The organism is Streptomyces sp. ACA25 (assembly GCF_028200735.1).
In the GTDB taxonomy this organism is placed as follows: Bacteria; Actinomycetota; Actinomycetes; order Streptomycetales; family Streptomycetaceae; genus Streptomyces.
In genome coordinates, this window is sequence record NZ_JAQKPV010000004.1 from 380,265 (window position 1) to 406,424 (window position 26,160).

The 26,160-nt window shown below is 70.5% G+C and carries 18 protein-coding genes; 10 read left to right on the plus strand and 8 right to left on the minus strand.

All coding sequences use genetic code 11. The features are described 5' to 3' along the window. Positions 1 to 68 precede the first annotated feature (68 nt). On the plus strand, positions 69 to 3,095 hold the full coding sequence (locus tag PJ985_RS09810; protein WP_271683216.1) for a bifunctional [glutamine synthetase] adenylyltransferase/[glutamine synthetase]-adenylyl-L-tyrosine phosphorylase: 3,027 nt from the start codon (positions 69 to 71) through the stop codon (positions 3,093 to 3,095). Between the two features lie 73 nt (positions 3,096 to 3,168). Here the strand turns inward: PJ985_RS09810 and PJ985_RS09815 are convergent, their stop codons facing one another. From PJ985_RS09815 to PJ985_RS09830, 4 genes are all read right to left on the minus strand, one after another. Further along, positions 3,169 to 4,146: a phosphatase PAP2 family protein gene (locus PJ985_RS09815; protein ID WP_271683217.1), complete on the minus strand. Its 978-nt coding sequence runs from the start codon at positions 4,144 to 4,146 to the stop codon at positions 3,169 to 3,171. A 54-nt stretch (positions 4,147 to 4,200) separates the two neighbouring features. Beyond that, entirely contained in the window at positions 4,201 to 5,250 is a 1,050-nt protein-coding gene (locus tag PJ985_RS09820) for a LacI family DNA-binding transcriptional regulator (RefSeq protein WP_271683218.1), read from the minus strand. Positions 5,251 to 5,334: 84 nt separating this feature from the next. Further along, entirely contained in the window at positions 5,335 to 6,006 is a 672-nt protein-coding gene (locus tag PJ985_RS09825; protein ID WP_271683219.1) for a class I SAM-dependent methyltransferase, read from the minus strand. Positions 6,007 to 6,047: 41 nt separating this feature from the next. After that, positions 6,048 to 7,340: an extracellular solute-binding protein gene (locus PJ985_RS09830; RefSeq protein WP_271683220.1), complete on the minus strand. Its 1,293-nt coding sequence runs from the start codon at positions 7,338 to 7,340 to the stop codon at positions 6,048 to 6,050. A 238-nt stretch (positions 7,341 to 7,578) separates the two neighbouring features. Between PJ985_RS09830 and PJ985_RS09835 the strand changes: the two genes are divergently transcribed. The 5 genes from PJ985_RS09835 (at position 7,579) to PJ985_RS09855 (ending at position 13,611) form a co-directional block, all read left to right on the plus strand. Further along, entirely contained in the window at positions 7,579 to 8,841 is a 1,263-nt protein-coding gene (locus PJ985_RS09835) for an extracellular solute-binding protein (RefSeq protein ID WP_271683221.1), read from the plus strand. Positions 8,842 to 8,887: 46 nt separating this feature from the next. Further along, the gene (locus PJ985_RS09840; protein WP_271683222.1) at positions 8,888 to 9,898 is read left to right on the plus strand and encodes a carbohydrate ABC transporter permease; all 1,011 of its coding nucleotides are present in this window, start codon (positions 8,888 to 8,890) and stop codon (positions 9,896 to 9,898) included. Positions 9,899 to 9,900: 2 nt separating this feature from the next. Continuing rightward, positions 9,901 to 10,836 carry a sugar ABC transporter permease gene (locus tag PJ985_RS09845; protein ID WP_271683223.1) on the plus strand — a complete coding sequence of 312 codons (936 nt, stop codon included), beginning with the start codon at positions 9,901 to 9,903 and terminating at the stop codon, positions 10,834 to 10,836. Positions 10,837 to 10,936: 100 nt separating this feature from the next. Beyond that, on the plus strand, positions 10,937 to 12,604 hold the full coding sequence (locus PJ985_RS09850) for a glycoside hydrolase family 13 protein (RefSeq protein ID WP_271683224.1): 1,668 nt from the start codon (positions 10,937 to 10,939) through the stop codon (positions 12,602 to 12,604). After that, on the plus strand, positions 12,601 to 13,611 hold the full coding sequence (locus PJ985_RS09855) for a LacI family DNA-binding transcriptional regulator (RefSeq protein ID WP_271683225.1): 1,011 nt from the start codon (positions 12,601 to 12,603) through the stop codon (positions 13,609 to 13,611). The genes PJ985_RS09850 and PJ985_RS09855 overlap by 4 nt, the downstream gene beginning before the upstream one ends. A gap of 95 nt (positions 13,612 to 13,706) precedes the next feature. Here PJ985_RS09855 and PJ985_RS09860 read toward each other — a convergent pair whose 3' ends face one another. From PJ985_RS09860 to PJ985_RS09875, 4 genes are all read right to left on the minus strand, one after another. Further along, positions 13,707 to 14,009 (minus strand): hypothetical protein, encoded by a 303-nt coding sequence (locus tag PJ985_RS09860; RefSeq protein ID WP_271683226.1) that lies wholly within the window; start codon positions 14,007 to 14,009, stop codon positions 13,707 to 13,709. A gap of 248 nt (positions 14,010 to 14,257) precedes the next feature. Next, positions 14,258 to 14,581, minus strand: a complete 324-nt coding sequence (locus tag PJ985_RS09865) for a hypothetical protein (protein ID WP_271683227.1) — start codon at positions 14,579 to 14,581, stop codon at positions 14,258 to 14,260. A gap of 201 nt (positions 14,582 to 14,782) precedes the next feature. Continuing rightward, complete coding sequence (locus PJ985_RS09870) at positions 14,783 to 15,097, minus strand: hypothetical protein (protein ID WP_271683228.1); 315 nt, start codon at positions 15,095 to 15,097, stop codon at positions 14,783 to 14,785. A gap of 378 nt (positions 15,098 to 15,475) precedes the next feature. Further along, positions 15,476 to 15,796 (minus strand): hypothetical protein, encoded by a 321-nt coding sequence (locus PJ985_RS09875; protein WP_271683229.1) that lies wholly within the window; start codon positions 15,794 to 15,796, stop codon positions 15,476 to 15,478. 557 nt (positions 15,797 to 16,353) lie between these two features. Between PJ985_RS09875 and PJ985_RS09880 the strand changes: the two genes are divergently transcribed. From PJ985_RS09880 to pulA, 4 genes are all read left to right on the plus strand, one after another. Beyond that, a complete protein-coding gene (locus PJ985_RS09880) occupies positions 16,354 to 17,097 on the plus strand; it encodes an IPT/TIG domain-containing protein (RefSeq protein ID WP_271683230.1) in 744 nt (247 codons plus the stop codon). A 197-nt stretch (positions 17,098 to 17,294) separates the two neighbouring features. Beyond that, a complete protein-coding gene (locus PJ985_RS09885) occupies positions 17,295 to 18,374 on the plus strand; it encodes an IPT/TIG domain-containing protein (RefSeq protein ID WP_271683231.1) in 1,080 nt (359 codons plus the stop codon). Positions 18,375 to 18,807: 433 nt separating this feature from the next. Further along, a complete protein-coding gene (locus tag PJ985_RS09890; RefSeq protein WP_271683232.1) occupies positions 18,808 to 20,538 on the plus strand; it encodes a carbohydrate-binding module family 20 domain-containing protein in 1,731 nt (576 codons plus the stop codon). Positions 20,539 to 20,686: 148 nt separating this feature from the next. Next, the gene (gene pulA, locus PJ985_RS09895) at positions 20,687 to 26,137 is read left to right on the plus strand and encodes a pullulanase-type alpha-1,6-glucosidase (RefSeq protein ID WP_443033448.1); all 5,451 of its coding nucleotides are present in this window, start codon (positions 20,687 to 20,689) and stop codon (positions 26,135 to 26,137) included. The last annotated feature ends 23 nt before the right edge of the window (positions 26,138 to 26,160 follow it).

Consider the following 26,160-nt stretch of genomic DNA (forward strand, 5'->3'; position numbering starts at 1 on the left):
GTCCCCGCGGGCACCCACGAGCATCCAGCGCGGGACGGCCGCGGCTCACCGTGGAAAGGGGCACCTTCGTGGAGCAGGGCGGACGCCGGGGCAGCCGGTTCGGAAGGCTGCTGCGCGCCGGGTTCACCGACCCGGCCGCAGCCGGGAAACTGCTCGACGCGCCGGCCCTGGCCGCCGTCCGCAGCGACGGCGCGCTGCTCGACGCTCTCGGCGCCACCGCCGACCCCGACCTCGCGCTGCGCGGACTCGCCCGGCTCTGCGAGGCACTGGACGACCGCCGCAGCACCAGCCGGGAGAACGCCGGCCCGGCGGGCAGCGGCGCGGAGCTCCTGGACACTCTGCTGTCCGCCAAGCCACTGCGGGACCGGCTGCTGGCGGTGCTCGGCGCCTCCGAGGAGCTCGGTGACCACCTGGCCCGGCACCCCGCGGAGTGGCGCACCCTGACCTTCTTCGGCACCGCCGCCGACCTCCACCCGGGGCTCGAGGAGTTCGAAACGGCGCTGGCCGACGCCACCGACCCGGACAGCCTGCGCGTCGGCTACCGCCGCGCCCTCCTCATGATCGCCGCCCGTGACATGACCGGCACCACCGGCTTCTCCGAAGCCGCCGCCGAGCTCGCCGACCTGGCCACCGCCACCCTGCGGGCCGCCCTGCGTCTCGCGGAACGTGAGGCCCCCGGCGACACCGCCCGGTGCCGGCTCGCCGTCATCGCCATGGGCAAGTGCGGTGGCCGGGAGCTCAACTACGTGTCGGACGTCGACGTCATCTTCGTCGCCGAGCCCGCTGAAGGGACACCGGAGGGCGACGCGATGCAGGCCGCCACCCGGCTCGCCGCCCGGATGATGCGGATCTGCTCCGACCGCACCGCCGAGGGCACCATCTGGCCCGTGGACGCCAACCTCCGCCCCGAGGGCCGCAACGGCCCTCTCGTCCGCACCCTGAGCAGCCACCTCGCCTACTACCGGCGCTGGGCGAAGACCTGGGAGTTCCAGGCCCTTCTCAAGGCCCGCCCGGTCGCCGGCGACGCAGCGCTCGGCGCGGGCTACCATGCGGCCGTCGCCCCGCTCGTCTGGGAGGCCGCCGCCAGGGAGAACTTCGTTCCCGACGTGCAGCAGATGCGTCGCCGCGTCGAGGAGTCCATCCCCGCCGCCCACTCCGGGCGGGAGCTCAAGCTCGGCCCCGGCGGGCTGCGCGATGTCGAATTCGCCGTCCAGCTCCTCCAGCTGGTGCACGGCCGCACCGACCCGGAGCTGCGCAGCGTCACCACCCTGGACGCGCTGGCCGCCCTCTCCGCCGGGGGGTACATCGGCCGGCAGGACGCCGCCTCGCTGGACACCTCCTACCGCTTCCTGCGCACGGTCGAGCACCGCATCCAGCTCTACCGGCTGCGCCGCACCCACCTGCTGCCCGAGACCGAGGAGGACCTGCGTCGGCTGGGCCGCTCCCTCGGCTTCCACAAGGAGCCGGTCCCCGAGCTCGCCCGGGCCTGGAAGCAGCACACCGCCGCGGTCCGGCGGCTGCACGAGAAGCTGTTCTACCGGCCGCTGCTCGACGCAGTCGCCCAGCTGGAGGCCCCCCAGGCCCGGCTCCGCCCCGAGGCCGCCCAGCAGCGGCTGGAGGCCCTCGGCTACGTCGACCCCGGCGCCGCGCTGCGCCACCTGAAGGCACTGGCCTCCGGAGTCAGCCGCAAAGCAGCCATCCAGCGGACCCTGCTGCCGGTGCTGCTGGACCGGTTCGCCGACTCCGCCGACCCCGACGCCGGGCTGCTCGGCTTCCGCAAGGTCTCCGACGCCCTCGGTACCACCCCCTGGTACCTGCGCCTGCTCCGCGACGAGGGCGCCGCCGCGGAGAACCTCGCCCGGGTCCTCTCCGCCGGGCGCCTCGCTCCCGACCTGCTGCTCCGGGCCCCGGAGGCGGTGGCGCTGCTCGGCGACCCCGAAGGGCTCCGGCCGCGCAGCCGGACCGCCCTGGAGCAGGAGGTGCTGTCCGCGGTGAAACGGCACCCCGACGGGGAGACGGCCGTCGCGGCCGCCCGGGGCATCCGCCGCCGGGAGCTGTTCCGCACCGCCGCTGCCGACGTCATCGGTGCCTACGCCGAGGGCGGGGACCCGGCGGCGGCCATCGACCGGATCGGCGACGCCCTGTCCGACATCAGCGCCGCCACCCTGGCCGGGACGCTGCGCGCCGCCGTCGCCGCCACCTGGGGGGACACCCTGCCCACCCGGTTCACCGTCATCGGCATGGGCCGGTTCGGCGGCCGGGAACAGGGCTACGGCTCCGACGCCGACGTCATGTTCGTGCACGAGCCGAGGCCCGGCGTGCCGGAGGAGGAGGCCGCCGAGGCCGCGTTCGCCGTCGCCGGGGAACTGCGCCGCCTGCTGCAGCTCCCCACTTCCGACCCTCCGATGCCGATCGACGCGGACCTGCGTCCGGAGGGCCGCAGCGGCCCCCTGGTGCGCAGCCTCTCCTCCTACGAGGCGTACTACCGGCGCTGGATGGTGACCTGGGAGAGCCAGGCACTGCTGCGCGCCGAGCCGGTCGCCGGCGATCACGAGCTCGGGGAGAGGTTCCTGCGGCTCATCGACCCGCTGCGCTACCCCGAGGGCGGCCCGGGGGATGACGCGGAGCGGGAGATCCGCAGGCTGAAGGCGCGCATGGAGTCGGAGCGGCTGCCGCGCGGCGCCGACCCGACGCTGCACGTCAAGCTGGGCCGCGGCGGGCTCTCCGACGTCGAGTGGACGGTGCAGCTGCTCCAGCTGCGGCATGCCTGGAAGGTGCCCGCCCTGCGGGTCACCGGCACGCGTCCCGCGCTGGCCGCCGCACTGGCTGCCGGCCTGGTGGACGCCGACGACGCGCAGACCCTGGACGAGGCCTGGGTGCTGGCGAGCCGGGTGCGCAACGCCGTCATGCTGGTACGCGGCCGGCCGGCGGACACGTTCCCCTCCGAAACCCGGGAGCTGGCCGGCGTGGCCCGCTACCTCGGTTACCAGCTGGGCCACGCGGGAGAGCTGCTGGACGACTACCGCCGGACCACCCGCCGGGCCCGCGCCGTGGTGGAACGCCTCTTCTACGACTACGCCACCGACGACAGCTGACGGTGCGCCCCGGCGGTCCCCTCACCCGGTCCGCCGCGGCGGGTCAGGGTGCCGAGGTGGTGCGGGGGTCAGGTCAGGAGGACGGCGGCCGGTCAGGGCCCCGGTCCCTGTCCCGGCTCACCTGCCCGTCCCGGCTCGCGTCCCCGTCCGGGGCCCGGTCCCGGCTCACGTCCTGCTCCGGCGGCTGAGTGCCGTTCCGGTAGGCCGGGCTCGCGAGCGGGATCTGGCGGGGGAGGTGGTAGCAGAGGCGGCCGTACCACAGGTGGGCGACCGCGTAGCCGAAGGCGAGGCACACGATGCCGCCCGCCGCGTCCAGCCAGAAATGGTTCGCGGTGGCCACGATCACCGCCAGGGTGAGGACCGGGTAGAGCACACCGAGGACCTTCAGCCACACCGGCCGGGCCAGCACCATGACCGTGATGCCGCACCACAGGGACCAGCCGGCGTGCATCGACGGCATGGCTGCGTACTGGTTGGAGACCTCGGCCAGGCTCTCCGAGGACATCGCACCCCAGGTGTTGTGCACCTTGACGGTGTCGATGAAGTCCACGCCGTCCATGAGCCGTGGGGGTGCGAGCGGGTAGAAGTAGTACCCCAGCAGGGCGACCGCGGTCGTCGCGAACAGCACCAGCCGCGTCGCGCCGTACCGCCCGGGGTGCCGGCGGAACAGCCACACCAGCACCGCGATGGTGACGATGAAGTGCAAGGTCGCGTAGTAATAGTTCGTGGCGACGATCAGCCACGTGACCTCGTTCACCGCATGGTTGACCGCCTGTTCGAAGGCCAGCCCCATGTCCTTCTGGACTTCCCAGATCCAGCGGGCGTTCTCCTGCGCCTGGTCCACCCGCTCGGGAACGGCGTTGCGGATCAGGGAGTAGATCCAGTAGCTGATGGCTATCAGCAGCAGCTCGAACCGGAGGCGCGGTCTGCGCGGCACGCGCAGGGACTGCCACGGCCCGGAGCTCCCGGCCGGTGACGAAGGGGCTCCTGGGGCGCCGTCTGCTGCGTTCACCTGGTCTTGGTCTCTCGTACTGACGCTGGTTGCCCCCATGGGGCAACAGTCTGCCAGAGCCCCCGCGGCCCCCGATCATCCTTTGGTCGGGTCCTACCCTTCCGGGTTCCCCCCTGCGTCGGACCCACCCCTGGGGGCAGCCGCGGTGGAGCCGCGGACCACCAGTTCGGGGAGGAAGACGAATTCGCTGTGCGGTGCCGGGGTGCCGCCGATCTCCTCCAGCAGGGCCCGTACCGCTGCCTGGCCCATCGCCTGGACGGGCTGCCGGATCGTGGTGAGCGGCGGGTCGGTGAACGCGATCAGCGGGGAGTCGTCGAAGCCGATCACCGACACGTCCTCGGGTACCGCCAGCCGCTGCCGGCGGGCGGCCCGGATCGCACCCAGCGCCATCATGTCGCTGGCGCAGATCACCGCGGTGCAGCCGCGGGTGAGCAGCGCGGTCGCGGCTGCCTGGCCGCCCTCCAGCGTGAACAGCGAGTGCTCGATGAGGTCCGGGACGTGTTCGGCCGGGACGCCGAGCTCCGCCGTCATGCCCTGAGTGAAGCCTTCGATCTTGCGTTGCACCGGCACGAAGCGGGCCGGCCCGAGCGCCAGACCGATCCGCCGGTGGCCGAGCGACACCAGGTGGGTGACGGCCAGCCGCATGGCGGTCCGGTCGTCCGGGGACACGAAGGGCGCGCGCACCTTGGGGGAGAAGCCGTTGATCAGTACGAAGGGCACGCCGTGCCCACGAAGCCGCTCGTAGCGCTCCATGTCGGCGCTGGTGTCGGCGTGCAGGCCGGAGATGAAAATAATCCCGGAGACCCCGCGTTCGACCAGCATGCCGGTCAGCTCGTCCTCGGTGGAGCCCCCCGGGGTCTGGGTGGCGAGCACCGGGGTGTAGCCCTGCCTGGTCAGCGCCTGGCCGATGACCTGGGCGAAGGCGGGGAAGATGGGGTTGTCCAGCTCGGGAGTGATCAGCCCGATCAGCCCGGCGCTGCGCTGCCGCAGCCGGGCGGGGCGCTCGTACCCCAGCAGGTCGAGGGCGGTCAGCACGGATTCGCGGGTGGCCGCGGCGACTCCCGGCTTGCCGTTGAGGACGCGGCTGACGGTCGCTTCGCTGACCCCCGCCTGCACTGCGATGTCAGCTAGCCGTGCGGTCACACAAGTGGACTGTACCGGCCGCTCTTGCCGCTGCCCACCGCATGGGGCGATCTGTCCGGTTTGTGGAAACCTGGCCCGGCGGGCTCAGGCCGGTCCCCCCGCTGCCGCCGGTGACCGTCGGGCGAGGAGCTGGAGGCGCTCCACGGTGTGGCCGTCGAGCGTCCCGACCGTGTCCGTGCGCTCCTCGTCGACCGTGAAGCCGCTGTCCTGGAGCAGTGTGCGCAGATGGTCCGGCTCGTGGTGCCGGAAGACGCCGCCGTCGGGGGTGCTGAAGACGCCGTGCTCGCCGTGCTCCGGTGCGTGCTCCGCGTAGCGCCGCAGGTGGTGCGGGTCGCTCTGCAACGGCACGTCGCTGAGGTACAGCACCCCACCCGGCCGCACCAGGCGGGCGAGCTCCCGGAGGATCTCGCGCTGCGCGACGTCCTGCGGTACGCAGGTGAGGACGGCGAAGAGCAGGGCCGCGTCGAACGATCCGGCCTCGAAGGGGAGCGGAAGATCCGGACAGTGCGTGAGGTCCGGCGCCGGGCGTTCTCGTCTCCCGCGCTCGATGAGGGCCGAGGAGGAGTCGACGCCCCGCGCCCGGTAGCCGAGCAGGTCCAGCTCACCGGTCAGCCGGCCGTAGCCGCAGCCGTAGTCCAGGACCCGGGCGCCCCGCGGTACGTGGGCGGTCAGCAGGTCCCGGTCCAGAGGGTGCGTGAAGGTCTTTGTGGCGCCGGCGGTCTCCCAGAAACCCGGCACCTCCCGTGAAGTGGCCATGTCCGGACGGTACCCGTGATCGTGGGTCGGGCTTGCTCCGCTCACTCGTCGACGGTCCAGCCCGGCAGCAGGTCGGCCCGCCAGCTGTGGGCGGTGTCCAGCAGCCCTTCGGTGACGCTCCGCTCGCCGCGCAGGATGGCGGTGTAGTGCTCCTGGAAGGCGGCGAACATCTCGGCACCCTCGACGAGCGGGACGCGGGAGACCGACTTGGTGTGGGCGAAGTAGAAGGAGTTGCGCACCGGGTCGGAGAGCACGTCCTCGGTGTAGGCGGCCTTGCGCGCCGGCAGCAGTCCGAGAGCTACGGCGGCCTTCTCCTGCTGTGCGGTGTCGGTCATGAACCGGGCGAAGAGCTGTGCGGCCTCGGGGCTTTCCGTATGGGCGGAGACCACCAGGTTGTGCCCCCCGGTGGGGGAGCCCGCCGTGCCGGTGGAGCCGGCCGGCACCGGGACGATGCCGAGGTTGTTCCGGTCGGCGAAGGTGCTGCTGTCGAAGAGCTCCGTGACTGCCCACGGGCCGTTGATCATCATCGCCGCCCCGCCCTGCTTGAAGGTGCCCTGCATCTCGCCGTACGCGTCCTCGGCCGGGGGCATCGGAGCAGCCCCGGACTCCACCAGGTCCGCGGCCGCCGTCACGCCGCGGACCGAGGCCGGGCTGGCGACGGTGATGGCGTTCCGGTCCGGATCGATCAGGTCGCTGCGCTCGCCGTACAGGAAGGGGAGGGCGAAGTAGGCGTCGGTGTTCAGGACGATGCCCTCCGCGTCCGTGGTGCTCCGCACGGTCAGAGCGTGTTCCCGCAGCTCCTCCCAGTCACGGGGCGGCCGGGACAGTCCGGCCTCCTCGAGGATCCGCTTGTTGTAGAGCAGCGCCAGGGTGTCGGTGACCTGCGGGATGCCGTAGACCCCGCCGTGGAAGGTGACGCCCGCGACGGTGTTCTCCAGGAACTCCGTGGGCTCGGGGGCGGCGGGGGTTCCGGTGAGGTCGGCGAGCAGTCCCGCGTCCACGAAGCCGGCGGTCCACCCGACATCGGCGCGCAGCACGTCGGGGGCGGCCCCTTCCCGGGCGGCCTCCAGGAACTGCTGCTGGGCGTCGAAGAAGGGGACGTTGACATACGTCACATCGACGCTTGGGTACTCCTTCTCGAAGGCGGCGACCAGCTGGTTGAACAGCGGGGCCTCCGTCTCGTTGGAGGTGTCCCACCAGGTGACGCGGCCGGAGACGTCCCGGGGGTCCGGCTCCTGCGGCCCGGACAGGGTGCCGCAGCCGGGGAGGGTGAGGAAGAAGGCCAGGGCCGCGGCGGCAGTTGCCCGTTTTTTGACCGATATGCTCGCACGCATGCGGCCGCTCCTCGCGCAAGGGCTCCCCTGGGAGCGGGGCGCCGGTGGCGGGAAGGTAGCAGCTCTGCAAGGTCTTGCAACAGTCTTGCGTTTCGACCTTGCAGAAATTTGCCGCAAGGTCTTTCCAAAATATTGCCCCCCTGTTACGTTCCAGATCAGCCCGGCGCCGCAGTGGCGCGACACCAGGGGTGTATGTACACCACCCCAGAAGTCGGGCATATCGCTAGAAGGAGTTCACATGCGACGCAGCATAGGGACGACGGCTGTGATCGCTGCTTTGGCGCTTGCGGCAACGGCTTGCGGCAGCGACGACGGCGGCAGCAACAACGCGGGCGGCGGCGGTGCGGACGGCGAGCTGTCCGGCACAGTCACCTTCTGGGACACCTCGAACGAGACGGAGGCCGCGGTCTTCAAGGCTGTCGCCGAGGAGTTCTCCGAGGAGCACCCGGACGTCGAGGTCGACTACGTCAACATCGGCTGGGACGGCGCCCAGGACCGGTTCAAGAACGCGGCGGGTGCCAACGAGGCCCCCGATGTGATGCGCACCGAGGTCGCGTGGGTCTCCGACTTCGCCAGCCTCGGCTACCTGCAGCCGCTGGACGGCACCCCCGCCCTGGACAACGAGGACGACTTTCTCGAGCAGGCCTGGGCCAGCACCCAGTACGAGGACGCCACGTACGCCGTCCCGCAGGTCATCGACACCCTCGCGCTGTTCTACAACAAGCAGCTGCTCGACGACGCCGGCGTGGAGGTCCCCGAGTCGCTCGAGGACATCAAGAACTCCGTGGATGCCTTCTCCGATCTGGAAGCCCCGTTCTACCTGCGCGGCGACGACCCGTACTGGTTCCTCCCCTACATCTACGGTGAGGGCGGCGACCTGGTCGACGCCGAGAGCGAGACGGTCACCATCGGCGACCCGTCCGGCGTCGCCGCCTTCGAGGCGGTCCAGGACCTGCTCGACTCCGGTGCGGCGATCACCGACACCGTGGACGGCTGGGACAACATGATGGGCATGTTCGCCGACGGTGACGTGGCCATGATGATCAACGGCCCGTGGGCCATCAACGACGCCCGGGAGGGCATCGGCGAGGAGAACCTGGGCGTCGCCCCGGTCCCGGCCGGCAGCGAGACCCAGGGTGCCCCGCAGGGCGGCTGGAACTACGGCGTCTACGCCGGCTCCGGCAACCTGGACGCCTCCTACGAGTTCGTGAAGTACATGAGCTCCGCCGACGTGCAGCAGCGGATCACCGAGGAGCTCAGCCTGCTCCCGACCCGCGAGTCCGTCTACGAGATCGACTCGGTGTCCTCCAACGAGATGGTCGAGTTCTTCAAGCCGGCCGTCGAGGTCGCGCAGGAGCGCGCCTGGATCCCCGAGGCCAACTCGCTGTTCGACCCGCTGGGCGAAGAGGTCGAGGCCATGCTGCTCGGCCAGGCGACCGCCGAGGAGACCGCGGAGACCATCGCCGACCGCTACCGGGGCCTGCTCGACGGCTGGCAGTGAAGCGACTCTGAGGCACCAGGACACGAGAGACGAGGACTGACCGACGATGGCTGAAGTGACCAGCCGGTCGGTGGCAGGGGCCGGGGGCACGAGCAGTGCCCCCGGCCCGGGCCGCGGGACCGGGAGAACACGCGGACGGCTGCGCAAGGCGCTGTCCACCCACTGGTACGCGTGGGTCATGGTCACTCCGGTGATCACCGTGATCACCGCCATCGTCGGATGGCCGCTGTTCCGGGGTATGTACCTGACCCTGACCAACGCCGACGAGCGCAACGTCGAGCGGCGCATCGGCGAGAACACCATCGATGCCACGTACGAGTTCGTCGGCCTCGACAACTACATCGCCGTCCTCACCGGCGGCCAGTTCTGGGACCGGCTCGGCTGGACCGCGATCTGGACCATCAGCTGTGTGAGCATCACCTTCGTCATCGGCCTCGGTCTGGCCAACATGCTCAACCGCAAGCTCCGCGGCCGGGCGGTCTACCGCATGTCGATGATCCTGCCGTGGGCCATCCCGGCCTTCGTCTCGATCTTCGCCTGGCGGATGCTCTTCAACGAGCGCAACGGCATCCTGAACGCCGCGCTCGAAGGCGGCAGCCTCAGCGCCCTCAGCTGGCTGACCGATCCGTTCTGGGCCAAGGTGTCCGTCATCGCGGTGAACGTCTGGCTGGGCGTGCCCTTCATGCTCATCGTCATGCTGGGCGCCCTGCAGGGCATCCCCGCCGACCAGTACGAAGCCGCGGAGATGGACGGCGCCACCGCCTGGCAGCGCTTCTGGAACATCACCCTCCCCGGCGTCCGCTCGGTCAGCGCCACGGTGGTGCTGCTCAGCACCATCTGGACCTTCAACATGTTCCCGGTGATCTTCCTGCTCACCGGCGGTGGGCCCACCGGCTCCACCGACATCCTGGTGACCGAGGCGTTCAAGCTCGCCTTCCAGCGCAGCCCGAGGGACTTCGCGGAATCCGCGACCTGGGGTGTGCTCATCCTCATGCTCCTGATCCTGTTCGCCATGGCCTACCGCCGGGTGCTCCGCAAGCAAGGAGAGGTGTGGTGACCATGGCCACCAAGACCGCACGACCGCACGAGAGCATTCCCGCGGCTCCCGACGCCCGTCAGGCCGGGCTGGCGGGCGCCCCGCCCACCGGCAGGCCGCGCCGGGTGCTCCTGCGCGGTGAGCGAGGACCGCTGGCCTCCTTCGGGCTGCACGCCGGCCTGCTTCTCGCCGCCTTCCTCGCGCTCTTTCCGCCGTTCTGGCTGCTGATCACCTCCTTCAAGCCCCGCAGCGAGACGTTCTCCCTGTCGCTGGTGTCGGACTTCACGCTGGAGAACTACGACCACGTACTGAACAACACGGCGTTCCTCACCTGGTTCGGGAACTCGGTGCTGATCGTGGTGGTCACCACGTTCCTCGGGGTGTTCATCGCCTCCACCACCGGCTACGCCCTCAGCCGCTTCCGGTTCCCCGGGATGCGCTCGATCATGTGGACCCTGCTGATCACCCAGATGTTCCCGATGGCCGTGCTGATCGTGCCGCTGTACAACCTGATGTCCCGGTACGGCCTGCTCAACCAGCCGGTGGGCCTGATCGTCACCTACCTCACCATCGCGGTCCCGTTCTGCGCCTGGATGATGAAGGGCTTTTTCGACACCATCCCGGTCTCCATCGACGAGTCGGGCCGGGTCGACGGGCTCTCGCCGTTCGGCACGTTCTGGCGCCTGATCATGCCGCTGGCCAAACCGGGGATCGCCGTCACCGCGTTCTACAGCTTCGTCACCGGCTGGGCCGAGGTCGCCTACGCCACCGCCTTCATGACCGGCGAGCAGAACCTCACCCTGGCCGGAGGACTCCAGACCTTCGTCAACCAGCACACCCAGGAATGGCACCACATGACGGCCGCGGCCGTCCTCATCGCGATCCCGGCCACCCTGGTGTTCGGATACGCGCAGAAGCACCTGCAGGCCGGCCTCACCGCCGGCGCGACCAAGGCCTGACCGTTGCCCACCGCTCCCACGCCACGGCTCACGCAGCCGCGCGGCCCGGCGGAGGCCATCGCAGGCCTCGGCGGTCCCCCCGACGACTTACAGGGATGACATGACGCAGCACCTCGCCGACCGTACCCAGCCGAACAGCGCCGCCGTCCCGGCACAGTCGAGAGCCGTCCCCGGCGACCAGCCCGGCTGGTGGCGCGACGCGGTCATCTACCAGGTCTACCCGCGGTCCTTCGCCGACGGAAACGGCGACGGCATGGGCGACCTGGCGGGCGTCCGCAGCAGACTCCCGTACCTGGCCGAGCTCGGTGTGGACGCCGTGTGGCTCAGCCCTTTCTACGCCTCCCCACAGGCGGACGCCGGCTACGACGTGGCCGACTACCGGACGATCGACCCGATGTTCGGCACCCTGCAGGACGCCGAAGCACTGATCGCCGACGCCCATGGGCTGTCCCTGCGCATCATCGTCGACCTGGTGCCCAACCACTCCTCCGACCAGCACCAGTGGTTCCAGCGTGCGCTCCGCGAGGGCCCCGGCTCCGCGCTGCGCGACCGCTACCACTTCCGCCCCGGCAAGGGCCCCGCCGGGGAGGAGCCCCCCAACGACTGGGAATCCATCTTCGGCGGCCCGGCCTGGACCCGCACCCGGAACCCCGACGGCACCCCGGGCGACTGGTACCTGCACCTGTTCGCGCCCGAGCAGCCCGACTTCAACTGGAACAACGCCGCGGTCCAGGACGAGTTCCGCTCGGTGCTGCGCTTCTGGCTCGACCTGGGCGTCGACGGCTTCCGCATCGACGTGGCCCATGGCCTGGTCAAGGCCGACGGCCTGCCCGACATGGGCAGCGCGGGCCAGCTCAAGCTCCTCGGCAGCCAGCGTCTTCCGTTCTTCGACCAGGACGGTGTGCACGAGATCTACCGCAGCTGGCGCAAGATCCTCGAGGAGTACCCCGGCCAGCGCATCGGCGTGGCCGAAGCGTGGACGCCCAGCGAGGACCGGACCGCGCTGTACCTGCGCCCCGACGAGCTGCACCAGGCGTTCAACTTCCACTACCTGGGAACCCCCTGGGAGGCAGCCGAGCTGCGGCGGGTCATCGACACCTCGCTCGACTCGATGCGTCCGGTGGGAGCTCCCAGCACCTGGGTGCTCTCCAATCACGACGTCGTGCGGCACCTGACGCGGCTCGGCGGCAGTCCGGACCGTGCCCGGGCCGCCAGCCTGCTGATGCTCGCACTCCCCGGTTCGGCCTACGTCTACCAGGGTGAGGAGCTCGGCCTGCCCGAGGTCACCGAGCTGCCGGACGAGGTGCGCCAGGACCCGTCGTTCTTCAAGGACAACGGCCAGGACGGGCTGCGCGACGGCTGCCGGGTGCCGATCCCGTGGACCGCGCAGGGCCCCTCGTACGGTTTCGGGGAAGGCGGCAGCTGGCTGCCGCAGCCGCCGGAGTGGGCCGCCCTCTCCGTCGAGGAGCAGACCGGAGACCCCGCCTCCACCCTGGAGCTGTACCGCACCGCGCTTGCCGTGCGCCGGGAGCACTCCGCGCTGGGGGCCGGGGACAGCGTGGAGTGGCTGGACGCCCCCGAGGGCATCCTGGCCTTCCGCCGCAGGGGTGCCGACGGTACCGCGGTGGTCTGCGCCGCCAACACCACCGCAGAACCGGTGGAGCTGACCGGGGCACTCGCCGTCCCCGGCGAGCTGCTGGTGGCCAGCGGCGCCTACGACGGCACCGGTCCGCTGCCCGGGGACACCACCGCGTGGTGGGCGGCATGAGCGATGCCGGGACCGCCCGCCTCGCGGACATCGCGGTCCAGGCCTCGGTCAGCGAGGCCACGGTGAGCCGGGTCCTGAACGGCAAGGCGGGCGTGGCGTCGGGCACCCGGCTGCGGGTGCTCGCCGCTCTGGACGTGCTGGGTTACGAGCGTCCCGTCCGGCTCCGGCAGCGCAGTGCCGGCCTGATCGGACTGGTCATTCCCGAGCTCACCAACCCGATCTTCCCGGCCTTCGCCCAGGTCATCGAGCAGGCGCTCAGCGGCTACGGCTACACACCCGTGCTGTGCACCCAGATGCCCGGTGGTGCGACGGAGGACGAGCTGGTGGACCAGCTCGTGGAACGCGGCGTCACCGGCATCATCTTCCTGTCCGGCCTGCACGCCGACACCTCCGCCGACCCCGGCCGGTACACCAAGCTGACCGGCCGGGGGGTGCCGTTCGTCCTGATCAACGGCTACAACGAGCGGATCAGCGCGCCCTTCGTCTCGCCCGACGACCGGGCAGCCGCCCGGATGGCGGTGCGTCACCTCACCGACCTGGGACACCGGCGGATCGGGCTGGCGATCGGCCCCGAACGCTTCGTCCCGGCGCGGCGCAAGGCCCTCGGCTTCGCCGAGGCGCTGGAGGGCAAGGCCGAAGGAGTCGTCCAGCACACGCTGTTCACCGTGGAGGGTGGCTACGCCGCCGCGGAACGGCTGCTCGACGCGGGCTGCACGGGAATCGTGTGCGGCAGCGATCTGATGGCGCTGGGGGTCGTCCGGGCGGCCCGGCAGCGCGGTGTGCGGGTGCCGCGGGACCTCTCCGTCATCGGCTACGACGACTCGGAGCTGATCGCCTTCACCGATCCTCCCCTCACCACGGTGCGCCAGCCGGTCCGCGCCATGGCCAACGCCGCGGTCGGTGCGCTGCTGGAGGAGCTCGGCGAAAACCCGGTCCAGCACACCGAGTTCGTGTTCCAGCCCGAGCTCGTCGTGCGGGGCTCCACCGCCCAGCCGCCACCGTCCTGAGAAGCCTTCCGGGCAGCACGAAGGCTGCATGAAGGGGAGGGTCCCACCACATCACGTGGTGGGACCCTCCCCTCATGCAGCCTTCGTGCGAGGAATCAGATCTCCGGGGCCGGGATCTCGGGCTCCTCGATCTCAGGGCCGATGAGGGAGAAGGAGGGGGCCCAGTTGACGGCGGTGTTGGCGTCGCCGGCCTGGCAGATGACCGTGTTGGCGGTGCCCTGCTCGATCTCGCTGTCGCCCACGATGGGCAGGAAGCTGATGGCGAGGGCTTCCTGCGAGGTGTTGCCGCAGACGTTGACATTCACGTCATCGCCGTGGGCGCCGGCGACGGCGGCCGACGACGCCACCAGCGCGGCGGCGGACACCGCGATGACCGAGGCCTTGAGGAATGTGCGCATATTCTCTTTCCTGTCTGACTTCCGCCCCTTTGTGAGGGCGGTTCTGAGTATTGCCCTGCCAGGACAGAAGGGTGGGAGGCTGCGGAAGAAGTCGGCACTTGGGTGGATGAGTTCATCCGGGTGGCGCAGCCACGGCGGTTGGCCGGGCAGGGAACCCAGGGCGCCCGGCACGGCCGAGGGGAGAGACGCGGCCGACGATGCGGTGCGTCTCTCCCCTCAGTGACTCCCTGGGGAGGTGTGTCTCCCGGTCAGCCGATGTCGCCGACGTCACCCAGCAGGCCGATGTCGCCGATGAGGGAGAAGGAGGGGGCCCAGATGACGGCGGTGTTGGCGTCGCCGGCCTGGCAGATGACCGTGTTGGCGGTGCCCTGCTCGATCTCGCTGTCGCCCACGATGGGCAGGAAGCTGATGGCGAGGGCTTCCTGCGAGGTGTTGCCGCAGACGTTGACGTTGATGTCGTCGCCGCCGCGGTGCTTGCCCTGGTAGTCGTGGGCGCTGGCGGTGGCGGCGGAGGCGCCGATCAGCATGGCGGCCGCGACGGCAAGGGTCGAGATCTTGGAGGAGGTGCGCATGAGTTTCTCCTGGAGGAGGTCGGGGTGGGGTCAACCCAATTCGCTTGTGGGACGGGAGCTCGGAGTCCGCACGTCGGGGACCGCACGGGTCAGCGGCGGGCGGAGAACGAACAAGGCGGAGGGAGAAACGCATCCGGGGAAGTCCGGCACGTGTCTCCCTCCGCGCTCAGGACGAGCTCAGTGGTTCTCCTGCCGGGGGCGTCAGAGCAGGCCGTCGTCGAGCAGGCCGATGTCGCCGATCAGCTCGAACGACGGGGCCCAGATGACGGCGGTGTTGGCGTCGCCGGCCTGGCAGATGACCGTGTTGGCGGTGCCCTGCTCGACCTCGCTCTCGCCGAGGACGGGGACGAAGCTGAAGGCTGCCGCCGCCTGCTGGGTGTTGCCGCACACGTTGACGTTCACCTCGTCACCGCTGTGCTTGCCCTTGTAGTCGTGCGCGCTGGCGGTGGCCGCCGAGGCGCCGATCAGCATGGCGGCAGCGCCGGCGAGGGCGGATGCCTTGAGGAAGGTACGCATTGTTTTTCTGTCTCCTGTCTGCATGGTCTCCCGATGGGGAGATCTCGTCGCATACTGGGCCGCGGCCGGTGGCCGGTAGCCGTATCCACGCCGATGCGATACGACTGCGGTAAGAAATAACGTTCGACTGGGCTAATCGCCGGTTCGGCAGAGGCCTGGGTCGAGCCGATGCCTCACCCGGGCACAAAGGGAAGTGCCGGCCCCGGAGCGGATTTCCGGCCGTGCGGCGTATTCCTTGCGGACGGATGGCGGGGTGGAATTCTCCAGGGCGGAGAATGCGGTACGGGACAGGGGGAGAGTCGCATCCGCGTGACTGCGGTGCGTCTCTCCCCCTGGCGGCGTCAGGCCGGGCTCAGACGGATGTGCTGCCCGGACGGATCAGAGCAGGCCGTCGCCGAGCAGGTCGATGTCGCCGATGAGCGAGAAGGACGGGGCCCAGTTGACGGCGGTGTTGCCGTCGCCGGCCTGGCAGATGACCGTGTTGGCGGCCCCCTGCTCGATCTCGCTCTCTCCGCCGAGGAGCGGCAGGAAGCTGATGGCGACGGCTTCCTGCGAGGTGTTGCCGCAGACGTTGACGTTGATGTCGTCGCCGCCGCGGTGCTTGCCCTCGTAGTCGTGGGCGCTGGCAGTCGCGGCGGAGGCGCCGATCAGCATGGCGGCAGCGCCGGCGACGGCCGAAACCTTGAGGGATGTGCGCATATTTTCTCTCCTGTTCGCATACGTCTCCGGATGGGAGAACACGCCGAATACTGCGCTACGAGACCGTTCGGGGGTGGAGTCCACGCCGGTCTTGGCCTCGTGTCGGATCAAATACAGGCAAATGGGCTAAGTCCGGACCGATCGTGCGGCGATCTCGTCCCGGCCTGGAGAACGGCAAGGGGAGAAGAAGGCGGCAAGTAATAAGAGTGCTCGTCTGATTTATCGAGGAGAGCGCCGGATATCGCTCCGGAAAACCTTCCCGTGCGCTCCACCGAACGAGTGGATAAGCGGCGGAAGGCTTGTCTGCAGAACCACCCGGATGGGTCACTTATTGCGTCCATCGGAGGGACGCGCCCAACCTCGGTGCGGAGTTCAGGTTCCGTGGGGGCCCGCGAGTGCAAGGCGTCGGCGCACACCGCCGCTTGCACGGAAGCGGGCCCCACGGGCCACTCGGCAAGGGAACTCAGGACCGGCTCGCACCCACGCGGACGCAGGTGAATCCGAAACGGCCTGACGAGCCCGCAATGTACCCCATCGCGGGCAAGAAGGAGTCTCACATGCCCATCACTCCCAATCAAGGATCGACCGGCGGCGGCACGCCGGTCAGCATCACCGGGTCCAATCTCAGCGGCACCACCGCGGTCCGCTTCGGCACCCGGCTCGCCACCGACGTCGTCAACGTCTCGCCCACCGAGGTCACCGCGGTTTCCCCCTCCGGGACCGGGGTGGTCGGTGTCACGGTGACCACCCCGGGCGGAACGAGCAACCCGGTGCCCTTCTACTACGTGGGGGCCGGCTTCAAGACAGCTCTCGCTCCCACCTCCGGATCAACGGCCGGCGGTGACACCATCACCCTGACGGGGACGGGGCTGTCCACCGCGAGCAGTGTGGACTTCGGCGGCAACAGCGTGACGCCGACCGTGGTGTCGGACAACGAGATCACCGCCATCGCCCCGGCCGGTACCGCCGGACCGGTCAGCATCACCGTCACCACCGCGGCCGGCCCCAACAACGGCCTGACCTACACCTACTACGCCGTGCCGGACCTCACGGCCGTCACCCCGGATGCGGGCCCGACCACGGGCGGGACCACGGTGACGCTCTCCGGCACGGATCTGGGCAGCACCAGTGAGGTGACCTTCGACGGGACGCCGGCACCCTTCACGGTGCTCTCCGACACCGCCGTGTCGGCGGTCACTCCGCCCGGTACCGCGGGCCCGGTCGACGTCGCGGTGACCACCGCGGGCGGCAGCGATGTCCTGCCGGACGGCTTCACCTACGTCGCCCCACCCGGCGTCTGACCGTCAGCCGGTGGGCACGGCGCCCACCGGCTGACGCACCACCGGGGCGGTGACCGGCCGGCCTCCCGCAACGCCGGTCACCGCTCCCGCCCGAGCACCCCGGCCGGACCCGTACCCCGGTCCGGCCGGGGCCCACCCGGCCCCACCCGGGCGAGCACGCGGGGGCTCGTCCCGGCACCACAGGTGAGTGAGGAACCATGAACCAAGGCGAGGACCCCGGCGCGGCGAACGGCGCGCCCCCCGCAGTCGCTGCCGGCGCGTTCGCACCGGTGCTCGGCACACTGCTCCCGGTTTCCGGACCGGCGGGCGGCACCACCACCGTCACGCTCTTCGGTGCGTTCTTCACCGGCGTCACCGCGGTGCGGTTCGGCACCACGGAGGCCCTGGACCACATCGTGCGCTCCTCGACCCGGATCACCGCGGTGGCGCCTCCGGGGGCGGGCCTGGTGCCGGTCACGGTGACCAACTCTCATGGCAGCAGCGGGCAGTACGTGCCGTACCTGTACACCGGTGTGCCGGCGCCGACGGTCCTGACCGGCGTCGCGCCGGACCACTGCCCGGTGGCCGGCGGCACGCATGTGACCCTCACCGGTGGCGGCTTCTCCCGGGTGACGGGCGTCCGGTTCGGGGCGGTCGCCGCCCTCGCCCACACCGTGGACTCCCCGACCCGGATCACCGCGGTCTGCCCACCGCAGCCGGCCGGCAGCGTGGCTGTCACGGTCACCACTCCCACCGGCACCGTCGGCGGTGTCCGCTGTCACTACCTGGACCCGCCGTTCCTCAGCGCCCTCACCCCGGCCGACGGGCCGGAGTCCGGCGGGGTCACGGTCACGCTGACCGGCAGCTGCCTGACCACCGCCACCACCGTGCGCTTCGGTACCGCGGACGCCGCGGGCCACACCGTCGACTCCTCGACACAGCTCACCGCGACGGCTCCCCCGGGTACCGGAGCGGTACCGGTCACCGTCACGACCGCGGGCGGAACCAGCAACTTTCTGCCCTTCCGTCACGTTCCCGCGCCCGCGCTGCACGCCGCGACGCCCGGCTCGGGGCCGGCGACGGGTGGCACGGTGGTCACACTGACGGGGAGCGCGCTGGCCACTGTCAGCGCCGTGCGCTTCGGCTCCGACGCCGCGGCGCACACCGTGGAATCCGACACCAGCGTGGTGGCGCTCGTTCCCGCCGGAGCGGCCGGGGAGGTGCCGGTCACCGTCACCACGGCCGGCGGCACCAGCCGGACCGTCACCTACCGCCGGGTCGCGCCGCCGGAACTGTGACGCACCCCCGTGCGAGCTCGTCGACCCGTGCTGCCCGGCTCCCGGCGGGCAGCACGCCCCGCGCAGCCGCGGCCCCGCAACGGCACGCGGGGCCGGTGGAGCCCGGCCGGCCGGGCGCGTGGGGCCGTGAAGTGGCCCCCGGCCGACCGGGGGTGCCGTCGAACGTAGCACTGCGCAATCTCTTGCGAAAGAGGTTGCGGCCAAGTGCCGTCAACATTTCAACGGTGTGACGGGACCCCTTGACCGCGGTTTCGGGTCGCTCTACGGTCATGCCTGCAAGCTGCTTTCAAGACTTTCCATCTGCTTGCAGCAAGGTTCTTCATCCGAGAACACCTGCCTCACGGGCACTGCGCGTTGCCTCTCCAGGCTTTCTGACACCCCGGCACGGGGACAGTGCCGGGGTGCTCACCCCCCACCTCATCTGGAGGCGTCCATGTCCAGCAGACGAGGAGCCGGGTCCGGCTTCCGACGCACTGTCAGGGGAACGCTGGCGGCGGTCGCCGCCGCCGCGGTCGCCGCGGTGACTCTCACCTCCCCGCCCGCCGCACAGGCGGCACCTCCAGGAGACAAGGACGTCACAGCCGTCCTGTTCTCCTGGAACTTCAACTCCATAGCCCGGGAGTGCACCCAGCGGCTCGGCCCGGCCGGCTACGGCTTCGTGCAGGTCTCCCCGCCGCAGGAAAGCATCCAGGGCCCGCAGTGGTGGACCCAGTACCAGCCCGTCAGCTACCGGATCCAGGGCCGGCTCGGTAACCGCGCCGAGTTCCGGAACATGGTCTCCACCTGCGAGAGCGCCGGTGTGGGCGTGATCGTCGACGCGGTGATCAACCACATGTCCGCCGGTTCCGGCACCGGCACCGCGGGCTCGCAGTACACCAAGTACAACTACCCCGACGCGCCGTACAGCGACGGGGACTTCAACGACTGCCGCCGGGACATCGGGAACAACTACGGCGACCGGTACAACGTCCAGTACTGCGAGCTCGTCGGTCTGGCCGACCTGCGGACAAGCAAGGGCTACGTCCAGCAGCGCATCGCGGACTACATGAACGACCTGCTCTCCCTCGGGGTGGCGGGCTTCCGGGTGGACGCGGCCAAGCACATGCCCACCGAGGACCTCGCCGCCATCAAGTCCCGGCTGAGCGACCCGAACGTCTTCTGGAACCAGGAAGTCATCCACGGCGCCGGCGAGGCGGTCCAGCCCGAGGAATACCTGCCCAACGGCCACGTCCAGGAGTTCCGGTACGCCACCGAGCTGAAGCGGATGTTCCAGGCCGGCCGCCTGGCCGACCTGCGCACCTTCGGTGAGTCCTGGGGTTTCATGCCCGGCGGGCAGTCCGGGGTCTTCGTGGACAACCACGACACCGAGCGCAACGGCTCCACGCTCAGCTACAAGGACGGCTCCGACTACACCCTGGCCAACGTCTTCATGCTTGCCTGGCCGTACGGTTCCCCGGACGTGCACTCCGGCTACGAGTTCAGCAACTTCGACGCCGGGCCGCCCAACAACGGCAACGTGCAAGCCTGTTACCAGGGTGGCTGGAAGTGCCAGCACGCCTGGAGCGAGATCGAGAACATGGTCGGGTTCCGCAACGCCACCCGCGGCCAGTCCGTCACCAACTGGTGGGACAACGGCAATGACGCGGTCTCCTTCAGCCGCGGCAACCGGGGCTTCGTCGCCATCAACGGGGAGAGCAGCTCCCTGACCCGCACGTTCCAGACCTCGCTGCCCTCCGGAAGCTACTGCAACGTGCAGAACGGCAGCTCGGTCTCCGTCAACGGCTCCGGTCAGGTCACCGCTACCCTCGGCGCGGGCACCGCGCTCGCGCTGCACGCCGACGCCCGCAACTGCACGGGCAACGATGACGGTGACGGGGGAGCGGCCTTCGGGGTGAACGCGCAGACCCAGATGGGCCAGAACATCTACGTGGTCGGCAACCTGCCGCAGCTCGGCAGCTGGAACCCCGACAACGCGGTGCGGCTCGACCCGGCCGACTACCCGGTGTGGAAGGGCGAGATCGCGCTGCCGGCCGGAACCTCCTTCGAGTACAAGTACATCCGCCGCACCGACGGTGGCGGCGTCACCTGGGAGAGCGGCGGCAACCGTACCGCCACCGTGCCGCAGAGCGGCACGGTCCGGCTGAACGACACCTGGCGCAGCTGACCCGCACCGCTGACCCGCCGGCTCGTACCGGGTCGCGCGGCCACCTCGCACGGTGGTCCGCGCGGCCCGGCGTCCGGGCTCCGCGGGGAGATCCCCCTCCACCCCCTGCTCTCCCGATCCCCTACGACCCACGAAGGAGCACGACACGGTGCTGCGAACTCCGTACGCGCGCAGAGGTCTGGCCGCCGCACTGGCGGCCGGGCTGCTGACGACGCTGATATCAGGGGCGGTTTCCGCCGCCGGTGCGCCGCCACCGCCGCCCTCCGACGCCGAACTGGCCGCCGAGCCGGCCCGGCACGCGCTGACCGGAGAGCAGTTCTACTTCGTGCTCCCGGACCGCTTCGCCAACGGCGATCCCGCCAACGACACCGGCGGTCTGCAGGGCGGCCGGCTCGACCACGGTCACGACCCCTCGGACGAGGGCTTCTACCAGGGCGGTGACCTGCGGGGCCTGATCGACCGGCTCGACTACATCGAGGGCCTGGGCACCACCGCCCTGTGGATGGCACCGATCTTCAAGAACAAGCCGGTGCAGGGCGAGGGCGAACACGCCTCAGCCGGCTACCACGGCTACTGGATCACCGACTTCACCCAGGTCGACCCGCACTTCGGCACCAACGACGAGCTCGCCGAACTCATCGGGAAGGCTCATGACCGCGACATCAAGGTCTTCTTCGACGTCATCACCAACCACACCGCGGACGTCATCCACTACGGAGAGGACTCCTACGAGTACCTCTCCAAGGGAGCTTTTCCCTACCTGACCGCGGACGGCCGGCCCTTCGACGATCTCGACCACGCCGACGGCAGTGGCGACTTCCCCGAGATCAACGAGAGTTCCTTCCCGTACACCCCGGTCACCTCCGAGGCGGAACGGGACATCAAGGTCCCCGACTGGCTGAACGACCCCACGATGTACCACAACCGCGGGGACTCCAGCTTCGCCGGTGAGAACAGCGTGTACGGCGACTTCTTCGGCCTGGACGACCTGTTCACCGCCCGTCCCGAGGTGGTCGAGGGCATGGCCGAGATCTACCGGACATGGGTCGGCGAGTTCGGTGTCGACGGGTTCCGCATCGACACCGTCAAGCACGTCAACACCGCCTTCTGGACCCAATGGGCCGAGGCGATGGACGCCTACGCGGCCGAACAGGGCAACGAGGACTTCTTCATGTTCGGCGAGGTCTACTCCTCCGACGTCGAGGAGAAGGCCCGGTACGTCACCGAGGGACGGCTGCACGCCACCCTCGACTTCGGGTTCCAGGAGGCCGCGCGCTCCTTCGCCTCCCAGGGCGGCTCCGCGGACCGGCTCTCCCGCCTCTTCGCCGAGGACCACCGCTACGCCACGGACCGGTCCAACGGCTACCAGTCCGTCACCTTCCTCGGCAACCACGACATGGGCCGCCTCGGTCACTTCCTCCAGCAGGACAACCCCGGCGCCGACGACGAGGAACTGCTGCGGCGGGCCACCCTCGCCAACGAGCTGATGTTCTTCTCCCGCGGCAACCCGGTCGTCTACTACGGCGATGAGCAGGGCTTCACCGGCTCCGGAGGGGACAAGGAGGCCCGGCAGACGCTCTTCGCCTCGCAGACCCCTGTCTACCTGGACGACGACCAGATCGGCACCGACCGCACGCACGCGGAGGACGCCTACGACACCGGGCATCCCCTGTACCGCTCCATCGCCGCACTCTCCGAGCTGACCGCCGCCCACCCGGCGCTGCGCGACGGTGTGCAGACCGAACGCCACGCGGACGAGGGAGCGGGCGTGTACGCACACACCCGCACCGACCCCGCGGACGGCGTCGAGTACCTGGTCGCCGCGAACAACGCGGACGAGGACCGCACCGTCACCGTCCCCGTCGGCGTACCGGACACCGGCTACCGGACGATCTACGGCGGAGACGGCGTGACGGTGCACAGTGACGCGGACCGCACCGTCGCGCTCACTGTCCCCGCTCTGTCCTCGGTCGTGCTGCGGGCGGACGCGCCGCTGCCGGCCCCGCAGGACCCGCCGGCCGTCGAGCTGACCGCGCCCGGGGAGGGTGCCCACGGCACCGTGACCGTCGACGCCGGGGTCGAGGGCGGCGCACTCAACCGTGTCGTCTTCGCCGCCCAGACCGGCGATGCCGCCTGGCAGGTTCTCGGCTCCGCGGACCGACCGCCGTACCGTGTCACCCACACCGTCCCGCCCGGCACCCCCGCCGGCACCCCGCTGCGCTACAAGGCCGTCGCGGTGGACAGCGCCGGTGAAACCGCCTCCGCCACCGCGGAGACCACCGCAGGCCGGGCGCCGGCCCCCGAACCGCCGGCCGCGGTCCAGCGCGACTACGCGGTGGTGCACTACCAGCGCGAGGACGGCGACTACGACGACTGGAGCCTGTACGCGTGGGGTGACCTGCACGAGGACGAGCAGCACGAGTGGCCCACCGGCGCGGCGTTCACCGGCCGGGACGCCTACGGCGCATTCGCCTGGGTGAAGCTCGCCCCCGGGGCCTCCGAGGTCGGATTCCTCGTCGTCGACTCCGAGGGCACCAAGGACACGGAGGCCGACCGCACCATCGATCTCTCCGCCACCGGCGAGGTCTGGATCGCACAGGGCAGCGGTGAAGTGCACACCGAAGCGCCGGAAGGCGTGTATCCGCCGCAGGACGAGTCCACCGCGATCCTGCACTACCACCGCCCCGATGGCGACTACGAGGGCTGGGGCCTGCACGTGTGGACCGGGGCCGCCCGGGAGACCGACTGGCACGCCCCCCTGATGCCGAGCCGGACCGACGCGTTCGGGGCGGTCTACGAGGTGCCGCTGGCCGAAGGTGCCACCTCACTCAACTACATCATCCACAAGGGGGACGAGAAGGATCACCCGGCCGACCAGTCCCTGAACCTGCGGACCCACGGCTACGAGGTGTGGCAGCTGTCCGGGCAGGACAGCTACCTGCTCCCCGGCAGCGGCGCCACCCCGGTGCTCGACCCCGGGAAGGCCCGCGCCCAGTGGATCGACGCCGGCACCGTCGTGTGGCCGGTGACCACCCCGCCCGGCGGCAGTCAGCAACTCGTGTACCACCCCGAGGGCGCCATCGCGGTGGAGGACGGCGCGCTCACCGACGAGGGGTACTGGATCCGGCTGACCGACACCGAGCTCACCGAGCAGCAGAAGGCCGACCACCCGCACCTGGCGGACCGCCGGGCCTTCGCGGTCGACCCGCGGGACGCCGCCCGGACCGAGGACGCCCTGCGTGGCCAGCTGCTCGCCACGCAGCGTGCCGCCAACGGGGCGCTCACCCAGGTCACCGGGGTGCAGATCCCGGGAGTGCTGGACGACCTGTACGCGGGGGCCGCCGCCGACGCCGCGCTCGGACCGGTCTTCGAGGGCGCCAAGTACCGGGACAAGAAGGGGAAGAGCAAGGGCAAGAAGACCGGACACCACGGCGTACCGACCCTGTCGCTCTGGGCGCCCACCGCGCAGGAGGTCTCGCTGGAGCTCGACGGCGACACCGTCGCCATGGAGCGCGACGACGCGAGCGGCGTCTGGAGCGTGACCGGAGAGAAGAACTGGCAGGGCAAGCCCTACCGGTACCACGTCACGGTCTGGGCCCCCGAGGCCCAGGAGATCGTGACGAACAAGGTGACCGACCCCTACTCCACCGCGCTGACCGCCGACTCCCGCCACAGCCTCGTCATCGACCTCGATGACCCGGCGCATGCCCCCGCGGGCTGGGAGAACACCGGAAAGCCCGAGCCCGTGGAGCTGAGTGGGGCCGCCATCCAGGAGATGCACGTCCGGGACTTCTCCGTCGGTGACGCGACCGCGCAGAATCAGGGCAAGTACCTGGCCTTCACCGAGCACGGCTCGGCCGGCATGCAGCACCTGCGCAAGCTGGCCGAGGCGGGCACCACCCACGCCCACCTGCTGCCCACCTACGACATCGGCTCCATCCCGGAGCGGGAGTCCGACCAGGCGGTACCGGACTGCGACCTGGCCTCCTTCCCGGCCGACTCGGCCGAACAGCAGGCCTGCATCGGCGAGGTCCGCGACCAGGACGCCTACAACTGGGGCTACGACCCGGTGCACTTCAACGTGCCCGAGGGCTCCTACGCCACCGACCCGGAAGGTCCCCGGCGCACCCTGGAGCACCGCCTCATGGTGCAGGGCCTGAACGCGGCCGGGCTGCACGTGGTGGTGGACGTCGTCTACAACCACACCTTCGCCGCCGGGCAGGACGAACAGTCGGTCCTGGACCGGGTGGTGCCCGGCTACTACCACCGGCTGCTCGACGACGGCTCGGTGGCCACCTCCACCTGCTGCCCCAACACCGCGCCCGAGCACGCCATGATGGGCAAGCTCACCGTGGACTCGGTGGTGCTGTGGGCCGAGAAGTACAAGGTGGACGGCTTCCGCTTCGACCTCATGGGCCACCACCCGAAGCAGAACATGCTCGACATCCGCGCCGCCCTCGACGAGCTGACCCTCGACGAGCACGGGGTGGACGGGGAGAACGTCGTGCTCTACGGCGAGGGCTGGAACTTCGGCGAGGTCGAGAACGACACCCGGTTCGTCCAGGCGACCCAGCAGAACATGGCGGGAACCGGTATCGCCACCTTCTCCGACCGGGCCCGCGACGCGGTGCGCGGCGGCGGCCCCTTCGACGCCGACCCCGGTGTCCAGGGCTTCGCCTCCGGCCTCTACACCGACCCCAATTCCTCGCCCGCCAACGGGAACCAGGAGGAGCAGAAGGCCCGCATGCTGGCCTACCAGGACCTGATCAAGGTAGGGCTGACCGGCAACCTCGCCGACTACGAGTTCACCGCGAGCAGCGGCGAGCGCGTGACGGGGGCGCAGGTCGACTACAACGGCTCCCCGGCCGGCTACGCACATGCCCCCGGCGAGGCGGTCGCCTACGTCGACAAGCACGACAACGAGGCGCTGTTCGACGCTCTGGCGTTCAAGCTGCCGGAGGGCACCTCACCGCGGGACCGCGCCCGCATGCAGGTCGTCGCCCAGGCCACCGGCCTGATGTCGCAGGGCCCGGTCTTCGGTCAGCTGGGTTCCGACCTGCTGCGCTCGAAGTCCCTGGACCGCAACTCCTACAACTCCGGTGACTGGTTCAACACCGTGCACTGGGACTGCGCGGCGGGCAACGGCTTCGGCCGAGGACTGCCCCCGGCCTGGGACAACGAGGACAAGTGGCCCTTCGCCGAACCGCTGCTGACCAACGCCGACCTGCGGGTGGGCTGCGAGGAGATCAACGACGCGGCGGCCGCCTACCGTGACCTGCTGACGATCCGTTCCTCCGAGGAGGCCTTCACGCTCACCACCACCGAGCAGGTCCAGGAGCAGGTGGCCTTCCCGCTGTCCGGCACCGACCGGGAGATCCCCGGGGTGATCGTGATGGAGGCCGGTGACCTGGCGGTCGTTCTCAATGCGAGCCCGCACCGCCAGCACCAGCACCACCCGTCGCTGCGGGGCCGGGACTACGTCCTGCACCCGGTGCAGGCCGGCGGGTCGGACGAGGCGGTCAAGTCGGCTTCGTTCTCCACCGAGCAGGGCAACTTCGAGGTGCCGCCGCGCAGCGTGGCGGTGTTCCAGCTGCGCTGAGCATCCGCTGCCGGGCAGCAGGG